Origin of the sequence: Streptomyces sp. NPDC049887 (assembly GCF_040656535.1) — a bacterium.
Lineage (GTDB): Bacteria > Actinomycetota > Actinomycetes > Streptomycetales > Streptomycetaceae > Streptomyces.
Genome location: NZ_JBFAMM010000009.1, coordinates 34,812 through 53,637, shown reverse-complemented (window position 1 = coordinate 53,637; position 18,826 = coordinate 34,812). Strand labels below are relative to the sequence as shown.

The 18,826-nt window shown below is 67.8% G+C and carries 16 protein-coding genes and 4 pseudogenes; 14 read left to right on the top strand and 6 right to left on the bottom strand.

Annotation, left to right across the window (positions count from 1 at the left end; translation table 11 throughout):
* Nucleotides 1-32 precede the first annotated feature (32 nt).
* Nucleotides 33-455 carry an excalibur calcium-binding domain-containing protein gene (locus tag AB0J10_RS13595; protein ID WP_363061059.1) on the top strand — a complete coding sequence of 141 codons (423 nt, stop codon included), beginning with the start codon at nt 33-35 and terminating at the stop codon, nt 453-455.
* A gap of 337 nt (nt 456-792) precedes the next feature.
* On the opposite strand, the gene AB0J10_RS13590 is transcribed toward AB0J10_RS13595, so the two are convergent.
* Complete coding sequence (locus AB0J10_RS13590; RefSeq protein WP_363061057.1) at nt 793-1,782, bottom strand: serine hydrolase; 990 nt, start codon at nt 1,780-1,782, stop codon at nt 793-795.
* 468 nt (nt 1,783-2,250) lie between these two features.
* On the opposite strand from AB0J10_RS13590, the gene AB0J10_RS13585 reads away from it, so the two are divergent.
* The 5 genes from AB0J10_RS13585 to AB0J10_RS13565 all read left to right on the top strand — a co-directional run bounded on the left by AB0J10_RS13585 (nt 2,251) and on the right by AB0J10_RS13565 (nt 7,889).
* Nucleotides 2,251-2,577 carry a carboxymuconolactone decarboxylase family protein gene (locus AB0J10_RS13585; RefSeq protein WP_363061055.1) on the top strand — a complete coding sequence of 109 codons (327 nt, stop codon included), beginning with the start codon at nt 2,251-2,253 and terminating at the stop codon, nt 2,575-2,577.
* A 737-nt stretch (nt 2,578-3,314) separates the two neighbouring features.
* On the top strand, nt 3,315-3,404 hold the full coding sequence (gene kdpF / locus AB0J10_RS13580; RefSeq protein ID WP_363061053.1) for a K(+)-transporting ATPase subunit F: 90 nt from the start codon (nt 3,315-3,317) through the stop codon (nt 3,402-3,404).
* 8 nt (nt 3,405-3,412) lie between these two features.
* On the top strand, nt 3,413-5,077 hold the full coding sequence (gene kdpA, locus AB0J10_RS13575) for a potassium-transporting ATPase subunit KdpA (RefSeq protein WP_363061051.1): 1,665 nt from the start codon (nt 3,413-3,415) through the stop codon (nt 5,075-5,077).
* A complete protein-coding gene (gene kdpB / locus AB0J10_RS13570; RefSeq protein ID WP_363061049.1) occupies nt 5,074-7,212 on the top strand; it encodes a potassium-transporting ATPase subunit KdpB in 2,139 nt (712 codons plus the stop codon). The genes kdpA and kdpB overlap by 4 nt, the downstream gene beginning before the upstream one ends.
* Before the next feature lie 23 nt (nt 7,213-7,235).
* A complete protein-coding gene (locus AB0J10_RS13565; RefSeq protein ID WP_363061047.1) occupies nt 7,236-7,889 on the top strand; it encodes a potassium-transporting ATPase subunit C in 654 nt (217 codons plus the stop codon).
* A 325-nt stretch (nt 7,890-8,214) separates the two neighbouring features.
* Here AB0J10_RS13565 and AB0J10_RS13560 read toward each other — a convergent pair whose 3' ends face one another.
* From AB0J10_RS13560 to AB0J10_RS13550, 3 genes are all read right to left on the bottom strand, one after another.
* The gene (locus tag AB0J10_RS13560; RefSeq protein ID WP_363061045.1) at nt 8,215-9,117 is read right to left on the bottom strand and encodes a hypothetical protein; all 903 of its coding nucleotides are present in this window, start codon (nt 9,115-9,117) and stop codon (nt 8,215-8,217) included.
* Between the two features lie 51 nt (nt 9,118-9,168).
* Entirely contained in the window at nt 9,169-9,705 is a 537-nt protein-coding gene (locus AB0J10_RS13555) for a hypothetical protein (protein WP_363061043.1), read from the bottom strand.
* A gap of 234 nt (nt 9,706-9,939) precedes the next feature.
* Nucleotides 9,940-10,317, bottom strand: coding sequence for a hypothetical protein (locus tag AB0J10_RS13550; protein ID WP_363061041.1), 378 nt, complete (start codon nt 10,315-10,317; stop codon nt 9,940-9,942).
* Between the two features lie 599 nt (nt 10,318-10,916).
* Between AB0J10_RS13550 and AB0J10_RS13545 the strand changes: the two are divergent.
* The 4 genes and pseudogenes from AB0J10_RS13545 to AB0J10_RS13530 form a co-directional block, all read left to right on the top strand.
* A pseudogene (locus tag AB0J10_RS13545) lies at nt 10,917-11,083 on the top strand (haloacid dehalogenase type II); the annotation flags it as partial.
* Nucleotides 11,084-11,303: 220 nt separating this feature from the next.
* Nucleotides 11,304-11,714 carry a VOC family protein gene (locus tag AB0J10_RS13540; protein WP_363061039.1) on the top strand — a complete coding sequence of 137 codons (411 nt, stop codon included), beginning with the start codon at nt 11,304-11,306 and terminating at the stop codon, nt 11,712-11,714.
* A gap of 159 nt (nt 11,715-11,873) precedes the next feature.
* Nucleotides 11,874-12,085: pseudogene (locus AB0J10_RS13535) on the top strand (replication initiation protein); the annotation flags it as partial.
* 20 nt (nt 12,086-12,105) lie between these two features.
* A pseudogene (locus tag AB0J10_RS13530) lies at nt 12,106-12,475 on the top strand (site-specific integrase); the annotation flags it as partial.
* 46 nt (nt 12,476-12,521) lie between these two features.
* Here the strand turns inward: AB0J10_RS13530 and AB0J10_RS13525 are convergent.
* On the bottom strand, nt 12,522-13,070 hold the full coding sequence (locus AB0J10_RS13525; RefSeq protein WP_363061037.1) for a hypothetical protein: 549 nt from the start codon (nt 13,068-13,070) through the stop codon (nt 12,522-12,524).
* Between the two features lie 149 nt (nt 13,071-13,219).
* Here AB0J10_RS13525 and AB0J10_RS13520 point away from each other — a divergent pair.
* From AB0J10_RS13520 to AB0J10_RS13505, 4 genes and pseudogenes are all read left to right on the top strand, one after another.
* Nucleotides 13,220-13,739: pseudogene (locus tag AB0J10_RS13520) on the top strand (IS701 family transposase); the annotation flags it as partial.
* 92 nt (nt 13,740-13,831) lie between these two features.
* A complete protein-coding gene (locus tag AB0J10_RS13515) occupies nt 13,832-13,966 on the top strand; it encodes a hypothetical protein (protein WP_363061400.1) in 135 nt (44 codons plus the stop codon).
* A gap of 913 nt (nt 13,967-14,879) precedes the next feature.
* Complete coding sequence (locus tag AB0J10_RS13510; RefSeq protein WP_363061035.1) at nt 14,880-15,389, top strand: hypothetical protein; 510 nt, start codon at nt 14,880-14,882, stop codon at nt 15,387-15,389.
* Complete coding sequence (locus AB0J10_RS13505; RefSeq protein WP_363061033.1) at nt 15,389-17,038, top strand: ATP-binding protein; 1,650 nt, start codon at nt 15,389-15,391, stop codon at nt 17,036-17,038. The genes AB0J10_RS13510 and AB0J10_RS13505 overlap by 1 nt, the downstream gene beginning before the upstream one ends.
* Before the next feature lie 283 nt (nt 17,039-17,321).
* Here AB0J10_RS13505 and AB0J10_RS13500 read toward each other — a convergent pair whose 3' ends face one another.
* Complete coding sequence (locus tag AB0J10_RS13500) at nt 17,322-18,542, bottom strand: IS110 family transposase (RefSeq protein ID WP_363061031.1); 1,221 nt, start codon at nt 18,540-18,542, stop codon at nt 17,322-17,324.
* Nucleotides 18,543-18,826: the final 284 nt, after the last annotated feature.

Genomic DNA, 18,826 nt, shown 5'->3' with positions numbered 1-18,826 from the left:
AGCCCTCGGGAAGGCATCGGCCGCTGTGGAGGATGAAGCGCACCTATGCCGGCGGCCTGCTCCTCATGGCGATCGGCTTCGGTTGCGGTGGAGCCGCGGACGGGTCCGGGGAAGGGCGTCCGGCCTCCGCGGCGGCAGAGGCCGGCCCCGGCCCGACGGTCACCGCCACCGTGACGGCCACGGCGACGGTCACCGCGACCCCCGAGGCGCCCTCGGCGACGGTCACCGAGCCCGGGCCCACGGTCACCGTCACCAGGACCAGGACCGTGGAGGTGCGCGGGTCGGGCGGCGACGGCGGCAGTGCGAGCGGCGGCGGAGGAGGTTCCGCGGACGTCCACTACGAGAACTGCGCGGCGGCCCGCGCCGCCGGTGCCGCACCCGTCCGCCGCGGCGAGCCCGGTTACGGCAGCCACCTCGACCGCGACAACGACGGCATCGGCTGCGACTGGGGCTGAGCGCCCGAGAACCGCCGGGCTGTCCCGAGGTCGCCGGGCCGCCCGGCCCCGGGGCGGGCCGGGACCTGACACACCCGATCGCGGTCCCGGGCTCGTGAGCCGGGACCTCTGACACAACCCGACCACGGTCCCGGCGCCGTAAGCCGGCCGGACGCACCCCGACCATGGTCCCGAGCCCGAGGCCGAGCCCGAGGCCGAGCCCGAGCCCGAGGCCGAGCCCTAGCCCGAGCCCGAGGCCGAGCCCGAGCCCGAGCCCGAGGCCGAGCCCGAGCCCGAGGTCGAGCCCGAGGCCGAGCCCGAGGCCGAGCCCGTGGTCGGGAACATCCCGATGCGTGCCCTATCGCGCGGCACTCACCAGCGGCCGTGACGCCCGGCGGACCTCGGGTGTCCCCTCCGGATACAGGTCGCGGTGGATCGCCCTGGCCACCCGCTCGATCGTCTCCATCCCGTAGTCGCAGCCCACTTCGGGTGACGCACCCTCGGGGACGCGGTTGTTCTCGGTCAGGACCACGAGACCGTAGTCGTAGGAGCTTCCGGTGACGGCGCTCATGCTGTGGACCTTCCAGTCCCCGCGGTCCCAGCGGCTCTTGACCCCGACCTCGGAACGCTGCAGCCATCCGTTCTTGACCTGGACGACGGCGTCCGACGGAGCACCCGCCGGCGTGCCCCAGCGCTGGTCGTCCTGCACCTCCCGCATCAGCCGCAGAACGTAGGCGCGTTCCCGGGAGTTCAGCACGGACTCGTCCTCCCCCGTGAGCAGTTGCAGCAGTTTCACCTGTTCGCGAGCGGTGATCTGGGTCAGCCCCATGAAGCCGGCGTCGTTCAGGTCGGTGTCCTCCAACCCGGCCTTGTCCAGGAAGTCCTGGATCTTCGCCTCGCCCAGCAGGTCCCACAGCGCGTACGTCGCGTCGTTGTCCGAGTTCACGATCATCTCCCTGGCCAGGGACCTCTCCTCCCTGGACAGGTCGGTCCCCCTGGCCAGCAGCAACGCGCCCAGGACGATCGGCTTGACCGTGCTGGCCGAGTCGTAGTGCACATCGGCGCGGTATGTGCACGAGGTCCGGGACGTGCGGTCGTAGAGCGCGATCGAGACCCGACTGGACCGCCGCTCCAGCGAGTTCACCATGTGCCGGACGAGCGTCGCCGCCAGCTTGGGCTTTCCCGAGGTGCATTCGACGGCCCGACCCTTGAACCGCTGGGTCGCGTGCTCCGTCCTGGGGGCGTGCTGGGGGGCGCCCTTCGGGACGATCGGGATCACGGGGTTGACGGCGATCGCAAGGGCAACAAGCCCGAACGCGGCCATCGATGTGGCCTTGCGGCGTGCCAACTCGCCTCCTCTCCGCACCGCTCCACGGGTGTGGACACCGCACTGCGCCCTCACCGGCCGGGCCTCTCCGGGCGCCGCCGGTACTGGTGGGAAGATCCGATTGATCACTGCTTGTGCGCCGACGCTACAAGCCCGCGCCGCGCCCTGCTCGCGGGACCGGCCAATAGGCGTACGACCCCTCTCCGGAGGCCGGAGCAGGGGGCGGCGGGGCCCCATCGTGGGGTGGGGCGGGGTGCCGCTGGGTCGGCAGCAGCCGGCCGCCCGTTCGGGCGCCTGCCGGCCCCTCTCCCGGCGCGCTGTCGTGACCGCCTCGCCGGCCCGCCCTGCCCCTGTGAGGCCACCCCGACGGGCGATCCGCGGCAATCCGACTTACGGTCGAGCAGGAGGACGCTGCACCGAGATGCGGAGCCCTGCCGCGCCTCCGCCCCGGCCGATCCTCGTCACGACACCGTCAGGAGACGACCTGCCATGGCCACAGCATCCGAAACCCCGGTACTGGACACCCTCGCCGCGATGACGGTCGACTCGATCGAGCGGTGCGGACTGGCCCCGGACATGTTCATGCTGACCCGTATCGCCGCTCTCGCCGCCTCGGACGCTCCGCCGATCTCCTATGTCGCCCATATCGACCCCGCCCTCCAGACCGGCCTGACCGCCGACCAGTTGCAGGACGTCCTGGTCGCCATCGCCCCCATCGTCGGCACGGCGCGCGTCATGACGGCAGCCGGCAACATCGCCGAGGCGCTCAGCATCGAGATCGCCGTCGCCGAAGCCGCGGCCCAGGCCGGAGCGTAGGAACCGCTCCGGCCAGGGCCGGAGCTCAGGAACCGCACCCAGTCCGACGCCACCAGGCGCGCCCGGCACCAATGGTCCGGCGCGCCTGGCTCCACGGGCCGGCCGCGCCGCGGACCTCGCATCGGGGCTCGTTCGCGGGGCCTCCTCAGCGCCGCAGCAGGGTGATCGCGCCCGCCGTGTCCTCACCGGCGTGCGCGGCCCGTCGGCGACCAGACGGCGCTCGCAGCAGCCCCACGTCGCCCCCTGCCCGGGCAACCACTTGCCGGCGTCCAGGACGCCCCGCGGTCGAACCGCAACCGTCGCGGTCCCGCTCGCGCCGGGCCCGCGCCCGGCGTTCGAGGAAGCGCCGGCGAGTGCGCCTGCACGGACGCGCCGGACGATGTGCCGGTAGCCCGCCTGCCCGTCTCGCTCGCCCATGTGACACGGACCGGGCCCGCCTCGGTCGCGTAGCCGCAGCCGAGAGCGGCACGCAGCAGCTCATGGACGGCCGGGCCGAAGCCGCCCGCCGCGGACGTGACGCAGGGCACTGCGGCGTATGGATGCCGTCAAGGCGGCCGTCGGCGGCGTAAGGGCGTCGTCAACGGGGTCGGTTTCGCGCCAGGGGTGAGTTTCGCTCATGGTGTCCGTTCCTCTCCGACCCTTTCCTAGGAGCATGCGATGGCCGACATGGCCTTCGTCGTCACCACGGTCGCGGTGTTCGCGCTGGTGGTCTTCATCGCCAGGGGGGTGGCGCAGCTGTGACCGCCGAGAACGTCGTCGGCCTCGTCGTGGCCGTCGCCCTGCTGGGCTATCTCGTCCTCGCCCTCGTCAAGCCGGAGAGGTTCTGAGTACGGATATGAGCCCCGCTCTTGCCGACGTGCTCCAGGTGACCGCGCTGATCGGCGCGCTCGCCCTTGTGCACCGCCCCCTCGGCGACCACATGGCCGCCGTCTTCTCCTCCGGCAAGCACCTGCGAGTGGAGAAGTGGATCTACCGCGCCGTCGGAGCGAACCCCGACACGGAGATGCGCTGGCCCGCCTACCTGCGCGGCGTCCTGGCGTTCTCCGCGGTGAGCGTGCTGTTCCTCTACCTGGTCCTGCGGATGCAGGACGATCTGCCGGGGTCGCTGGGCTTCGCGGCGATCACGCCGGACCAGGCGTTCAACACGGCCGCCTCGTTCGTGTCCAACACGAACTGGCAGTCGTACTCCGGCGAGTCGTCCATGGGCCATGCCGCCCAGACCGCCGGACTCGCCGTGCAGAACTTCGTCTCGGCCGCAGTCGGAATCGCCGTGGCCGTGGCCCTGGTCCGCGGCTTCGCCCGGTCCCGCACCGGTGAGCTGGGAAACTTCTGGGCCGACCTGGTCCGCGGTGTCGTCCGCGTCCTCGTCCCGATCTCGGTGATCGCCGCGATCCTGCTGGTCGCCGCCGGCGCCGTCCAGAACTTCGCCGGCATCCACGAGATCACCACCCTCACCGGGCGGACGCAGTCCATCAGCCCCGGCGCGGTCGCCTCCCAGGAGGCCATCAAGAACCTGGGCACGAACGGCGGCGGTTACTTCAACGCGAACTCGTCCCACCCCTTCGAGAACCCCAACGGCTTCTCGAACCTGCTGACGATCTTCCTGCTCCTGGTCATCCCGTTCTCGCTGCCGCGCACCTTCGGCAAGATGGTCGGCAGCGTGAGGCAGGGCTACGCGATCGTCGGCGCGATGGCCACGTTCTGGCTGGTCGGCGTGGTCCTGGTGACCTGGGTCGAGTACGCCCACCCGGGCTCCGCCTCGCAGCTCGCGGGCGGTGCGATGGAGGGCAAGGAGCAGCGGTTCGGCGAGGGGGCTTCCTCCCTGTTCGCGGTCTCCACGACCATGACGTCGACCGGGTCGGTCAACTCGTTCCACGACTCCTTCAGCGGTCTGTCCGGCGGTGTGCTGCTGCTCGGCATGATGCTGGGCGAGATCGCGCCCGGCGGTGTCGGCTCCGGCCTCTACGGCATGCTGATGATGGCGGTCGTGGCGGTGTTCATCGCCGGTCTGATGGTCGGCCGCACGCCGGAGTACCTGGGCAAGAAGATCGGCACCCGCGAGATGAAGTACGCGGCCTGCTGCATCCTGATCACCCCGGCGCTCGTCCTGATCGGCACGGCGACAGCGATGGCCACCGGCAACGGCGAGTCGTCGATGACCAACACGGGCGCGCACGGCTTCTCCGAGGTCCTCTACGCCTACACCTCCGCATCGAACAACAACGGCTCGGCCTTCGCCGGTTTCGGCGCGAACACCGGGTTCCACAACACGGCGCTCGGCCTGTGCATGCTGCTCGGCCGGTTCCTGCCGATGGTGTTCGTGCTCGCGCTGGCCGGTTCGCTCGCCGAGCAGAAGCCCGTCCCCGAGACCGCGGGCACCCTGCGGACCGAGAAGCCGCTGTTCACCGGGCTTCTGGTCGGCACCATCCTGATCATCACGGGTCTGACGTTCTTCCCGGCCCTCGCGCTGGGCCCGCTCGCCGAAGGGCTCGCGGCATGACCATCGACGTAGAGAAGCACGAGGACGCCATGTCCACCACGACCACGCTCCCGGCGCCGCACTCGGACGTGCCCACCGGGCACAAGCCCGGTGGCGGACGGGTCGGCGGGGGTCTGTTCGACCCGAAGCAACTCCTGAGGTCATTCCCGGACGCCCTGCGCAAGCTCGACCCTCGCGTGATGGTCAAGTCGCCGGTCATGTTCGTGGTGCTGGTCGGTTCGGTGGTCACCACCATGCTCGCGGTCGGGAACCCGGGCGACTGGTTCGGCTGGGCGATCGCCGTCTGGCTGTGGCTGACCACGATCTTCGCCAACCTGGCCGAGGCGGTGGCCGAGGGCCGCGGCAAGGCGCAGGCCGACACCCTGCGCAAGGCCAGGACCGGCACCGTCGCCCGCCGGGTCATCGGTGAGGACGAGGAGCGGGTTCCGGGTACGGAGCTGCGGATCGGTGACCTGGTGGTCTGCGAGGCGGGCGACATCATCCCCGGCGACGGTGACGTCGTCGAGGGCGTCGCGTCCGTTGACGAGTCCGCCATCACCGGCGAGTCGGCCCCGGTCATCCGCGAGTCCGGTGGTGACCGGTCCGCGGTCACCGGCGGCACGAAGGTCCTCTCCGACCGGATCGTCATCAAGATCACGACGAAGCCGGGCGAGACCTTCATCGACCGGATGATCAACCTCGTCGAGGGCGCCGCCCGGCAGAAGACCCCCAACGAGATCGCCCTCAACATCCTCCTGGCCTCGCTGACGATCGTCTTCCTGCTCGCCGTGGTGACGCTGAAGCCCTTCGCTGTCTACGCCGGGGCCGACGGGCAGACGTCGATGATCGTGCTGACCGCCCTGCTCGTCTGCCTCATCCCGACCACCATCGGCGCGCTGCTCTCCGCGATCGGCATCGCCGGCATGGACCGCCTGGTCCAGCGCAACGTCCTCGCGATGTCCGGCCGGGCCGTCGAGGCCGCCGGTGACGTGTCCACCCTGCTGCTCGACAAGACCGGCACCATCACGCTCGGCAACCGCCGGGCCGCCGAGTTCGTCCCCGTACGCGGGACGACGGAGGCCGAGGTCGCCGACGCCGCCCAGCTCTCCTCACTCGCCGACGAGACGCCCGAGGGCCGCTCCGTCGTCGTCCTCGCCAAGGAGAAGTACGGGCTGCGCGAACGACACCAGGGCGAACTGGCCGACGCGGACTGGATCGAGTTCACCGCACAGACGCGGATGTCCGGCGTGGACCTCGACGGCCGGAGGATCCGCAAGGGCGCGACCGGTTCGGTCATCGCCTGGGTCGAGAGGCAGGGCGGCACCGTGGCGAGCGACGTCCGCGACCTGACCGACCGCATCTCCCAGGCCGGTGGCACCCCGCTGCTCGTCGCCGCCGAGGACGCCCGGGGCGCCCGCGTCCTCGGAGTCGTCCACCTCAAGGACGTCGTCAAGGACGGCATGCGCGAGCGGTTCGACGAGCTGCGCCGCATGGGCATCAAGACGATCATGATCACGGGCGACAACCCGCTGACCGCCAAGGCCATCGCCGAGGAGGCGGGTGTCGACGACTTCCTCGCCGAGGCCACCCCCGAGGACAAGATGGCCCTCATCAAGCGGGAGCAGGCCGGCGGCAAGCTGGTCGCCATGACCGGCGACGGCACGAACGACGCCCCGGCGCTGGCCCAGGCGGACGTCGGCGTGGCCATGAACACGGGCACGTCGGCGGCGAAGGAGGCCGGCAACATGGTCGACCTCGACTCCAACCCGACCAAGCTCATCGAGATCGTCGAGATCGGCAAGCAACTGCTCATCACCCGCGGCGCGCTGACCACCTTCTCCATCGCCAATGACGTCGCGAAGTACTTCGCGATCATCCCCGCGATGTTCGCGGTCGCCCACCCGAGCCTGGACAAGCTCAACATCATGGGCCTGGCCTCGCCGGAGTCCGCGATCCTCTCCGCGGTCGTCTTCAACGCTCTGATCATCATCGCGCTGGTCCCGCTCGCCCTGAAGGGCGTCCGCTACCGGCCGTCCAGCGCCGACAGGATGCTCCGACGCAACCTCGCCCTCTACGGCCTGGGCGGCCTGGTCGTCCCGTTCGTCGGCATCAAGCTCATCGACCTGCTCCTCTCCCTCGTCCCCGGGCTTCGATAACCCAGAAAGCGTACTGATCGGCTATGAACAACTCCGTGGCGAACACGGGACGCCTGGCCTGGGCCGCGGCGCGCATGCTGCTCGTCCTCACGGTCGTGACCGGCGTCCTCTACCCCCTCGCGGTCACGGGCATCGCCCAGGCCCTCTTCCGCGACGAGGCCAACGGCTCGATCGTGCAGGCCGACGGCAGGGAGGTCGGCTCCGAGCTCATCGGCCAGACCTGGGACCTGCCGAAGAGGGCGGCATCCGACGCAGCGACGGGGGACGCCGAGGACGAGGTCGCGCGGCCGGACCCGAAGTGGTTCCAGCCGCGCCCGTCCAACAGCGGTTACGACCCGCTGTCCACCGGCTCCGGCCAGCTCGGCGCGTCCGATCCGACGCTGACCAGGCTGGTCGGCGACACCAGGAGGGCCGTGGCCGCCTTCAACGGCGTACCGGAGTCCGAGGTCCCCAAGGACGCGGTCACCGGCTCGGCTTCCGCGATCGACCCGCACATCTCCCCGAAGTACGCGGAGATCCAGATCAAGCGGGTGGCCCAGGCCAACGGCCTGACCGAGCAGCAGGTCAGCGGGCTGGTCGACGATCACACCGAGGGCCGCACGGCCGGCTTCCTCGGCGAGCCGCACGTCAACGTCCTCAGGCTCAATCTCGCGCTGAAGGACCTGGCCGCGCACTGACGGTCCCATCGCAAGACGACTGGGAACCGCGGGCCGGGACTTGTCCCGCCCCGCGGTTCCCGTACCCGCCCGGCCTGCCTCGATCGGCCGGCAGTGGGCCCCGCCGCACCGGCCCGTATGGGGGCCAGCCCCGCGACAACACGGCTCTGCAGGCCCGTTGCGCACCCGCACCAGCCGGTGTTCCGGTCGCGGCCCGATGGTGGTGCCGCCCTGCCGGCCGGTGTGTGCGTCCTCAAGTGCCACTGACGGTGGGCGACCGCTTGTCACGGCACGGACCTGACACGCGGGCGTGCCGTTGGCACCGAGGGCAGGCGGACGCCTTCGCTCAATGTCGCCCACGGCGTGCGGCTGCCAGCAGAGCACGCTGATAGCGCACTGCCTTGCGGGTCAGCAGGAACAGGCCGAGTGCCGCGGCGAGCAGGCCGACCATCTGCGGCAGCGGGATGACGGCGATGCGGGCGGTCCTCGTGACCGACGTTCCGTCCCCCGTCGCCAGCGTCACCGACGCGGTGCAGAAGCAGAACAGCGGCGGGTCGACCCACTGGGAGGTCACGGTCCGCCGGGAGTTTCCCAGGATCGTGAACTCGGGGAAAGCCAGGCTGTCGTTGCCCACCTTCGCCACGACGCGCCGGGGACCGGTGTAGCTGCGATGCACGTTACCGGCGTTGCGGATGGGGAGGGTCAGCCGGATAGGCCCCCAGAACGCGAAGCGGGGTGCCCGGATCTCATTCGCGATGATCCTGTGGGTGGCTCTGCCCGGCACGCTGATCAAGAACTGGCTGGCCAGTGCACCCGCCACCTGGACGTTTCCCCGTGCCGGCTTTGGCTGCGTCTTGAACAGGACCCCGACGTACCGCTCGCCCGGTTCTGGCCGGTCGGGGACCCTGACATCGACCCGGACCCTCTTGCTCTCCCGGGGCCCAAGACGGAAGGCCGATGGACTGACGGTGACCCAGGAGGCGGCAGAGAGCGGTCCCGGGGGGCGGAAGTCGATCCGCCCGTCGGCGGCCTGGCCGAACTCGGCCTGCTCCGTGTCGATGCGCTGGGGGGACGAGGTGCCGTTCACCACGTGGACGACGCGGTGATGACTCCGGGTGGTGGAGGGGAGCACGGTGCGAGCCGGCCATACGGTGAGGGACATGGGCTCGTCGGCCCGTGGCGCTGCCCGGCCGGGCTCGGAGGCGGCAGCCAGCAGGGGAATCAGGGTGATGGCCAACGCGGTGGCCACGAGACGCTGGGTTCGACGCGTCGCTCGCCTGAGTGTGACGACCGAGACCATCTACTTGGTGGCTGCGGTGTAGATGAGGGTGGTGCGATAGGAGTCCGAGCGCACGTTCGGGATGTGCACGCGGAAGTCGGTGGAGAAGTCGTCTCCGTCGGGGGCCGAGGGACCGTCCACGTTCCGTGTGACCTGGTGCGACGTTGTCATGGGCACCCACAGCGTCTCGCCGCTCGGACGGAATTCGAGTCTGGAGATCGGGATCACGTCGGGATTCTCCGGGTCCTGTGGCTGCAGCGCGGCCTGCGTCGAGCGCCCACCGACCGTGTAGCCGCCGGCGTTGTTCGTGGTCACCGTGAAGGAAATGGCGTTCGGCTCCGTGACCGTGGTGTTCGGCGGACCGCTGAGGGTGAACGCCTCGGTGTGCACGGTCAGCGAGATCGCGGAGGCAACATTCACGTTGGCCTGCACGGTGTCGCTCGCTTCGTCCGCATGCGCTGCCCGGTTGTCACCCGCAGCGGCGGTCAGACCACCGGCAGCAAGGAGGACGGCAGCCACCAGGGGCCTGGCACTGAGGCGGTACCACCGCTGCTTCATCGCTCAACCACCTGTATTTCGGGCTCACTCGTCGTTCTCGCAATTAGAAGGCATTCCTTCCCCTGAGGACCGATGAAGGAGACGCGGGCCTCAGCGCGTTTCACCCACCTGGCGCCTTGCCCGGCGCCTCGAGCGAATTCCCGTTGCCGACGGGTGCGACGGCCGAGGGTCCGAGCACAGCGCGGCGCCGATCAGGAACTCGTCATCGAGGAGGAGGCACTGCCGACTGCGGCATCACCGCGTGGTGGCCGTGTAGGTCAGGATGACGCGGTAGGTGTCGGACCGCACGAACGGGATGCTCACGCGGTAGTCCGTGCTGATGTCGTCTCCCCGCGGAGCGGAACGTGTGGACTGGGCATGTACGGTGACGGCGGAGCTGCTGCTCAGCGGCTGGAACGGCTCCGTCCCCGTCTTCCTCACGGCGAGTCGGTCAACCGGGATCCGGTCGGGGTTGCCACCGCGGACCGGCCTCATGGCCGCGTTCTCGGCACGCACGCTGACGCTGTAACCGTCCCGATCGGGTGTGCGTACCCTCAGGGTCACGGCTCCCTCGCGGAACACCACCTGATTGGGCGAACCGTCGAGTTGGAAGCCAGGCGTGAGATCGGACATGGTGATCGGTTGCTGCCGCAACACCGCTGACGCGGCGGCATACGGTGCCTGTGAGGACTCTGCGGTTGCGGCACCGCCGGACACCGCCAGCGTGAGGCCTCCGGTGGTGAGCACCACACCGAACGCCTTCTCCACCGCGTCAGGCCAGCTCAGGGGACTCAGTGCAGCCTCCTACCCTCACGCTCCCGGCCGCTCCGTCCGGTCGGCGACGACACAGAAGTCAAACGTCCCCACGGGCAGAAGGACACGACGGTGCCGCCTGTCGCGTCCACCATGGCGTGCACACGCACCGAAGGCATGGGGCCTCCGGCGACGATGCCGTGAGAGGCCGAGATGCTTCCATGCGCCGCTCACACGGGCCGGAGGAGGCGACCACCACTCACGCGGGCGGGCCGGAGGACGCGATTCGGGACGCCCGAGGCTCACGGTCCGCCGGCGCGCGGGTTCGGTATGCCGAGGCGGTGTCGACGCCCCAGCCCACTTCCGCGTCGGACTCGTCGCGGTTCGGTTTCGGGGTGCGTGCCGGGAATCAGTGGGGCTTCCCCCCCCGCGTTCGTCCCACCACCACCACGCCCGCGCTTCGTCCAGGAGACCTCTCCATGTCAGAGCCAGAGATCGACGCCGTCGTGTTCGATGTGCTCGGAACACACGTCGACGAACCCGCGGGCATCCGCGCCGGCATTCGGGAACTCGTTCCGTCGCTCCATGAATCCAAATCGACCGGCTCTTGACGCTGTGGCAGCAGCACATCGACCGCGAGCAACGTGACTGTGAGCAGAGGGCAGCTGCGGCCACCGTGGTTGCTGTACTCCGATGCTGTAAGGCGGGGGCACTTAGCTCCGCCTCAGGATCGGATGCGGCCTGCCCCGTCTTTGTCAGGCCGATCATGTGGGGCGTGGACGTCGACCAACTCGCTCTGGGCCTCGATGGATCGTCCCTCGATGTTCGGGCCTGTTCGAAGCGGCAGCTTGTGACAGGATCGCGGGATGCTGCGACTCACCGACTTCATCATCGACTGCCCGGACACGTTGAAGCTGGCGGCTTTCTACTCCGAGGTGACGGGCCGTCCGATCAAGGAAGGCAGCTCCGAGGACTGGGCCGGCATCCAGTTCGGCGAGATCGAGCTGGCGTTCATCCGGGTGGACGACTATCGCGCTCCGCAGTGGCCCGACAGCGAGCACCCCAAGCAGTTCCACCTTGACTTCGAAGTGGACGAGTTCGAGTCCGAGCAGCGCCGCGTCCTCGACCTCGGCGCGACGCTCAGGCAGGACTTCATCGGCCCTGACGGCTACGGCTGGCAGGTCTACACCGACCCGATCGGCCACCCCTTCTGCCTGTGCCGCAACAGGGGCGTCATCTGGACCGACCAGGGACCGATCTGGCCCAAGCGCGACTAATTGGCCGTCCGCTTCCGCACCCACCACTCCTCCCAGATCTCTCCCGTCCGCCGCCGACCTGCGCACACGACAGCGGCCCACCTCTGGCCCGCGCGTTCAAGGTCGGCCGCTGTCGTCGTCTGTCACCGTTGGCACCCTCGGACGGCCGCACGAAGGCCCCGACCTGCCGGCGCCTTCGAAACCGGCACCGCCATCACGGAGCAGGCGGTCGCCTCCTGTGTCGCCAAGTAGGTGACCAAGGCCGCGAGATGACCGGCACGGTGGACCGCCGCATCGGCAACCGTGAGGTCCTGGTCCTCCTCGAGGTCCCCGACTACTACCCGCGCCGCCTCGTCGAAGCGTGCTGCGACCTCGCCGCCGCGTATCCGAAAGGCGGCTGAGGGCCTGGGTCTGGTAAGCGAAGAAAAGCCCGGACGGACTCCTGTTCGTGGGGGAGAAGGGCAAGCCGTTCCGTCGGTCGACCTCGGTTGGAAGGGGCGCACGGCTCGTACCAAGGCGGGTCTTCCCGACGACTTCCGCCTCCACGATCTTCGTCACACCGGACACACCCTGACGACCCGCTCCGGTGCGACGCTCAAGGACACGATGGTGCGGGCCGGGCAGTCGACCGAGCGGGCCGCGCTGATCTATCAGCATTCCAACCTGGAGCGGCAGAGAGAAGTAGCCGCGCTATCGACGCCTGTGTGCGCGCCGAGCGGCAGAAGGCTGCCGACCTGCCCGACGAGCAGCCATCGGGCACGGAACGGGCACGCGACACCTGACCCGGTCTAGTACTCCAGCTGTAGATTGCTCTTGAGCTGCTGGCACCTACGCCTTCCGTGGCTTGCGCCGCTTGTGCCATCTGCCCTGCGGTCGGATTCGGTCCCGGGCCAGCATCGCCGCGTCGAATTGGGCCTTGCTGGTCACTGCTCGTGGTTCGGGTAGGAGCATGGTCGCCGTCGATCGCCACGGGACGGCCGAGGCCCAACCGACCAGGGGCATGGTCTGGTCGTAGTGCGGGGCGAACTGTGCGACGGCGATGGCGGGCATCTGGTAGTTCAGACTTCGGACGTGTTCGAGGAACGTCTGGGGCAGTGAGACATGGTGGGTTTCCAGGTAATGCGGGAAGTCCTGGCGCCACAGCCACGAACCATCGGTCAACAGGGACGAGCATCCCGCAGAGTGTCGATGGCCGCTGCCGGTGATGACGTCGTGGCCCCCTTCCATGACGTCCATAAGAACGTGCCCGGCGTCCAGGTAGGTCACCAGGTCCGCCTCGTCTGGCTCGCCGACGGGCTGGACGGCGTCGCGAATCGCTCCGTTCGGCTGGCCCGGTCGGGCGACGAGTTCGTCGTAGAAGCCCAGCAATCCCAGCACCGCGTCTCCTTCGACGAGCCGTTCCACCCTGCTGGCACTGGCAGGTGCGGTCACCGTTGATCATCAAGTGCGTGAAGGCAAACGATTCACGCTGTGACTACAGGTCACAGCGTAGAAGCCTCCTGCTGGCAGAAGCGTTCGAGGGTCTGATGGGCCGCATCGCGGGCAGGTTCGCCCGGGTCGAACCCCGACGGCGAATACGGCACCTGGTCCTGGGACTGCTCGCCGACCTGCCTCGGAAGAACTGCTGGACCATCGCCGCATGGGCTGGCGAGGCCGCTCCCGACGCCATGCAGCACCTGCTCAGCCGCGCCGAGTGGGACGCCGACGCCGTACGCGACGACCTGCGCGACTACGTGGTCGAGCACCTGCAGGACGACCAGGCGGTGCTCGTGGTCGATGAGACCGGCGATGTGAAGAAGGGCAGCCACACCGTCGGCGTGCAGCACCGGCACCGCGGGCAGAACCGCAAACGCCCAAGTCGCCGTCTATCTCGCCTACGCAAGCCGGCGAGGACATGCAGCAGTGGACCTCGAGCTCTACGCCCCACGCTCGTGGACCAAGCAGCCCGACCGCTGCCGGGCCGCCGGACTCGACCAGGACACCGTCTTCGCCACAAAGCCCGAGCTGGCCACCCGCATGATCACCCGCTTCCTGGACTCCGGCCACCGGGCCCCCTGGGTGGCCGGGGACGAGGTCTACGGCGGCAACCCGCACTTCGCGCCGCCCTGGAGGGCCTGGCCACCGGATACGCGCTCGCGGTGGCCCGCACCCACGAGGTCGCCGCCGGGGCGGGGAAGTTCTGCGCGGACACCCTGGCCAAAAAGCTCCCCAAGCGGGCCTGGCAGTTGTCCGCGCCGACGAGCACCGCCTCCGCCCAGGTCCCAAGGATCTGACCTCGCTGACCTGCAAGGAAATCCAGCACCTCTTCATCGCCCTCATCGCCCGGCCCATCCATGAGGCCGGGCACTGGCTCGGATGGTCCCACTGGCGGAGCCGTCACCAAGCCCGTTCCCGCGCCAGCCACTACGGCCGCCAAGCCGCGGGCAAGGCATGATTGTCATCTACAGCTGGAGTGCTAGACAACAACAAAGCCCCGGGCCGATGGCCTGGGGCTTCTCTTTGGAGCGGGTGACGGGAATCGAACCCGCGCTCTGAGCTTGGGAATCACCGACTGGATCGGCACCATCGGGCCGCTGAGCAGGACGGAGTCCTTGGATGACCACTGCGGCGAAGCGTTCTGTCGTCCCGCGGTTGACCGTGGCTGACCGCTCGTTCTGGCACGCATCTGGCACGCGAGCTGCCGCTGACACCTGCTTTGTAGGTTCGATCCAAGTGAGGCCCGGTGGCGTCAGCGCGCGGTCGGGTCGGACGTGCCGAACCGTGCATGGTGCCCATGCCCGGTGCTGTTGATGTCACCCGTGGATGTCAGCCAGGGCTACCGCTTCTTCCGGATCTTGCGCTTCTTCTCCTTGGCTTCCTTCTCCTTGCGCTGCGCCGTACCGTACGCGGACCAAGGCCCCTGGTGAACCGGGCACCGGGATGTTCCGGTCACTACGGTTCGCTGGCACCGTCTACCCGCCTTGGTCGGGGCGCCACACTTCGCCACGCTGCCTCCCCCTCCGGTCTCGCCACGCAGTACGTGAAGCTCTAGGAACCGTGGCTCAGCTCCTGTCGGCAGGGAAGGCGCGCGTCGAAACTATCGAGTGTGCGCGGGCGCACGTCGATGCGTTTGGCTAGTGCGGAGAGTCATGGCCGACTATCCTTGCGACCCTGGCGAGGGTTACGCAGGGGGGTAGCGCAGATTACATGCCGACAGTCACGCTTGCCGATCAAATGCTGTTGCATATTTCCACCAGCAAGAGTGCGACGATCTCCGCTCTTCCAACTAGCGGAAGTAAGTATCCTTTCCCCACGACTCAGCTGCTGCAACAGGTCGTCTCAGATCGCCTGCTTCTAGCGGGTGGGCACCTCCGAGCCGGTGATGCCCTTCTCTTTACGTCGCAATACAGATCTGCCATCAGCCGGTTCTACTACGCAATGTATCAGGCCGCTCGTGCTATAACTTTCGCAGAAACCAAGGGCGATGATCACGAGCGCCACAATGTCTTGCCGCGAAGACTTCCGGCAAACATCGATAGCCCGACCGCGCGTGAGGCTGAACTCGTAGATGCCCGCCTGCTGCGGAACCAGGCTGACTACGACGTCTACCCAATCAAAGAATCGGATTGGGAGGGCGACGCCCGGGCGCTTTCTGCAACGGCAGCGAACTTCGTCCAGATGTGTGAAGCTTTCGCTCTATCGAACGGATATATCTGATGTCGGCAAGCGATTATGTATCGCGTATCGCTCGGGTGCTCAACGATGCGGATATCTCCATTGTGCGCGTCGAGGAAAGGGCATTCCCGGGTGAACGGTGGTTCCTCGTTTGGGTGGTCGAAGACTCGATAGCCGCAGCTCAGAGTCTGGCTGGAACTATTGAGCAGGAACTAAATTCCGTCCACGAAACGGAAAACGAGTCACTTGTCGTCACCTTTAGGCCGCATCGTACCGAGGTCGAAAAGCCCCGGACTCCCACGTCGAACAGTACCCTGGCTTCTTCTAAGGTTGATCAACTGATCCAGCTATTGGAAGCTAGGTCGCGCACGTCTGACGCACTTCCCAGTCTCAAGTACATGGAAGACCCGCGAGCAAGCCTCGCCGCTATTGGAGCGTCACGCCACCATCTCGTATACGGCCGTCGTGGCGTAGGGAAGACAGCACTCCTTCTGGAGGCAAAGCGTCTCGCCGAGAGGGATGGGCATGTCACAGCCTGGGTTAATGCTCATACCCTACGGCTGATGAGTGCCTCTACCGCTTTCCTTACGATCGCCGAAAGTGTGCTGACCTCGTTGTCTCAGTACGCAGGTACTTCTCAGGGTGAGTCTTTCGCTCGCCTGAAGGAGCTCAGCGAAATAGTGGCGTCTCTCCGAGCCACCGGCGGGGATGCGGTACTCGGTGAAACAATTGCCGATTTGAACAAGGCATTGCGAACAGTTCTGCGGGCAGGTATCGTCCGCCTCTACCTCTATCTCGACGACTTCTATCTTTTCCCTATTTCGTCGCAGCCTCACTTGCTTGACTACCTGGCCAGTATGCTGCGCGACTGTGATGGATGGCTGAAGGTTACTAGCATCGAACGCCTGACACGGCCTTTCGAGCCATCATCTCGAATCGGCGTTGAGATTCCACACGATGCGTCGAAGATTGATCTCGACGTAACCTTGGAGGATCCCGGAGCCACGCAGAAGTTTCTGGAGTCCGTGCTCAAGAACTACACTGAAACTGTGGGAATTGCTAAGCCGTCGAGCATCACCCGCAGTGCGGCGCTTGGCAGGCTTATTCTCGGTTCAGGTGGAGTCCCTAGGGACTATCTAAACCTGTTCGCCTCTTCCATTGTGGCGGCTAGATCTCGCACTAACGCTCGTGAGGTTGGGCAAGAAGATGTCGCGGATGCCGCCGGCAAGGCAGCGCGAGGGAAGTTGAGGGATCTGGAGCAGGATGTTTCTGCGGACAGCGCTTCTCCCCTTACTTCGGCCCTCGATTATCTCTCCTCGTATGTCCGGGGTGAGGGGTACACCTACTTCCGGGTCGATGTCGCTCAGAAGTCACATCGTGCATATGAAACTCTCGCCCGCCTTGTTGATCTCCGGTTCGCGCACCTGATTCAGGCTACGCTCTCTGATCAGCACCGTCAGGGAGTGAAGTATGAGGCGTATATTCTCGATCTGAGTCAGTACTCAGACGTGCGCTTGAAGCGAGGATTGCATGTACTTGATCTTGAGGACGGTCAGTGGACATTCAGGCTGAGCGGCAAGGCGAATACGCTCAAGAAACTGAAAAGCACTCTTTTTAGGGACGAGTTGCGGCGATCGCCTGTGCTTGATCTAGAAGCGCTTGGACGACATGCTGGCTTGAACACAAAGTGAGGTCGGCGGAACGGCTTTGGGCTGGAGCTGCCATGGGGCGAGAGATTGGGGCCCGTACGCTGGTCAGCGAATCGGGCAGTCTCTGGACCTGCCCGCAATAGCCCGATGTGGGCCCCGATCTTCGAGGCTCGCCCCATGGTGGCTGCCTAAAGCCGTGGAGCCGACCGGTCCCAGCCACAGCGGGCTACCGTCCACGGCATCAGGTGTGCTCGCTCCAGCCGCGCGGCCGGCGGAGCCGGGGCCCGGAGCGGGGCGGAGACAGACATCCGATGCGGTTGATCAGTCAAGCGGTGTTGGGGAAGGCGGTCTCCTCGTCGTAGGGGGTGCGGTGGGTGAGGCAGTGGTGCAGGCATCCGAGTAGGCGGTTGAAGAGGTTGCGCTGGGCTGCGACGTGTCGGTCCTCGGCTGCGCGGCGGCGGTCGTAGTGGGCGCGTGCTCCGGGGGATGCGGTGAGGGCGGCGAAGGCCCAGATGTAGCCGGCCGAGGCGAGACGCTGGTTCTTGATGTGCCTGGCCAGGACGGTGGTCTTGCGTCCGGAGGACCGGGTGATGGGGGCGGAGCCGGCGTAGGCCTTCAGTGCACGTGGAGTGGTGAAGCGGGTGTGGTCGTCGCCGAGTTCGGCCAGGATTCGGGCTCCGGTCAGAGCGCCAAGGCCTGGGAAGCTGGCGATGATCTCGGCGTCCTCGTGGGTGGCGAATGCCGTGGTGGTGGCTGTTTCCAGGTCGTCGGCGCTGGCGCAGGCCGCGTCGAATTGCTGCAGCAGAGCCAGCGTCTTGGTGCCCATGGCCTGCTCGATCAGGGGTGGTTGGTGCATCTGTGGTTCGCGGAGCAGGGCATGGAGACGTTCGACTTCTCCGGTGATCTCGCGTTGGCGTCCGGCCTTCTTCAGGATCGCTCGCAGTTGCGGGCGGGTGAGCTGGGCGGCCTGGGTGGGGGTGGGGGCTGCGGCGAGCAGGGTGCGGGTGACGGGTGAGGCGAGGCCTTCGCGGAAGTGGCGGAAGACGGGTAGGAAGCCGGGGAAGTACTCGCGCAGGTGGGAGCGCAGCCGGTTACCGGTTTGGACGCGGTCCCAGACGGCGTCCTGGTGGGCTCGGGCCAGGACGGTGATGGCCTGGGCGAGGTGGCTGTCCGCGGGCAGGGGGCGGTGTTCGGCGGGGTCGGTGCGCAAGATGTGGGCCAGGACCTTGGCGTCGAGGTGGTCGGACTTCTTGCGGCTGAGGGCGTAGCGGTCGCGGTAGCGGGCCGCTGTGAGCGGGTTGATCACGTAGATGGCTCTGCCGGTGGCGCGTAAGCAGGCGACCAGGAGTCCGTGGGAGGTTTCGATGGCGACCGGGATCGGGTTCTCTGGGCTGTCGCCGTGCTGGGCCAGCAGCTGCAGGAGCTGGCCCAGGCCCTCCGGGGTGTCGTCGATGCGGAGCTTGTCCAGGAGGGTGCCGGCCTCGTCGAGCAGTGCGATGTCGTGGTGGTCGGTGGCCCAGTCGATGCCGCAGAACACGCTGGTCATAGGGGTGTCCTCGGGTGGGTGGCAGTGGTGTGAGGTCGTCGCCGTGGCGGGGTTGCGCGTCTCCCTAATGGCAGGGCTCGGGGCCCGTCATCCGATTAGCCGTTCGCAATCCCAGCGGTCGTCAGGGGTCTCGGTCAGCTGCGGAACTGGGGCGTTCGCCGAGCGGTGAGAGGTGTTCCCTGGCGGGGGCTTGGACCACGAGAGTCCACGATGCCGCTGATTGTGTGCGAGCGGGGGTGGTGGGGCCGGTCCGCGCGGGACGAAGGCATGAGCGCGGACCGGCC

Bases quoted from the DNA above. Each gene is read 5' to 3' on its own strand.
- kdpB (WP_363061049.1), top strand. From the start codon at position 5,074: ATGACCATCGACGTAGAGAAGCACGAGGACGCCATGTCCACCACGACC.
- AB0J10_RS13595 (WP_363061059.1), top strand. From the start codon at position 33: ATGAAGCGCACCTATGCCGGCGGCCTGCTCCTCATGGCGATCGGCTTC.
- AB0J10_RS13585 (WP_363061055.1), top strand. From the start codon at position 2,251: ATGGCCACAGCATCCGAAACCCCGGTACTGGACACCCTCGCCGCGATG.
- AB0J10_RS13550 (WP_363061041.1), bottom strand. From the start codon at position 10,317: ATGTCCGATCTCACGCCTGGCTTCCAACTCGACGGTTCGCCCAATCAG.
- AB0J10_RS13565 (WP_363061047.1), top strand. From the start codon at position 7,236: ATGAACAACTCCGTGGCGAACACGGGACGCCTGGCCTGGGCCGCGGCG.
- AB0J10_RS13555 (WP_363061043.1), bottom strand. From the start codon at position 9,705: ATGAAGCAGCGGTGGTACCGCCTCAGTGCCAGGCCCCTGGTGGCTGCC.
- AB0J10_RS13505 (WP_363061033.1), top strand. From the start codon at position 15,389: ATGTCGGCAAGCGATTATGTATCGCGTATCGCTCGGGTGCTCAACGAT.
- AB0J10_RS13510 (WP_363061035.1), top strand. From the start codon at position 14,880: ATGCCGACAGTCACGCTTGCCGATCAAATGCTGTTGCATATTTCCACC.
- kdpA (WP_363061051.1), top strand. From the start codon at position 3,413: ATGAGCCCCGCTCTTGCCGACGTGCTCCAGGTGACCGCGCTGATCGGC.
- AB0J10_RS13500 (WP_363061031.1), bottom strand. From the start codon at position 18,542: ATGACCAGCGTGTTCTGCGGCATCGACTGGGCCACCGACCACCACGAC.
- AB0J10_RS13540 (WP_363061039.1), top strand. From the start codon at position 11,304: ATGCTGCGACTCACCGACTTCATCATCGACTGCCCGGACACGTTGAAG.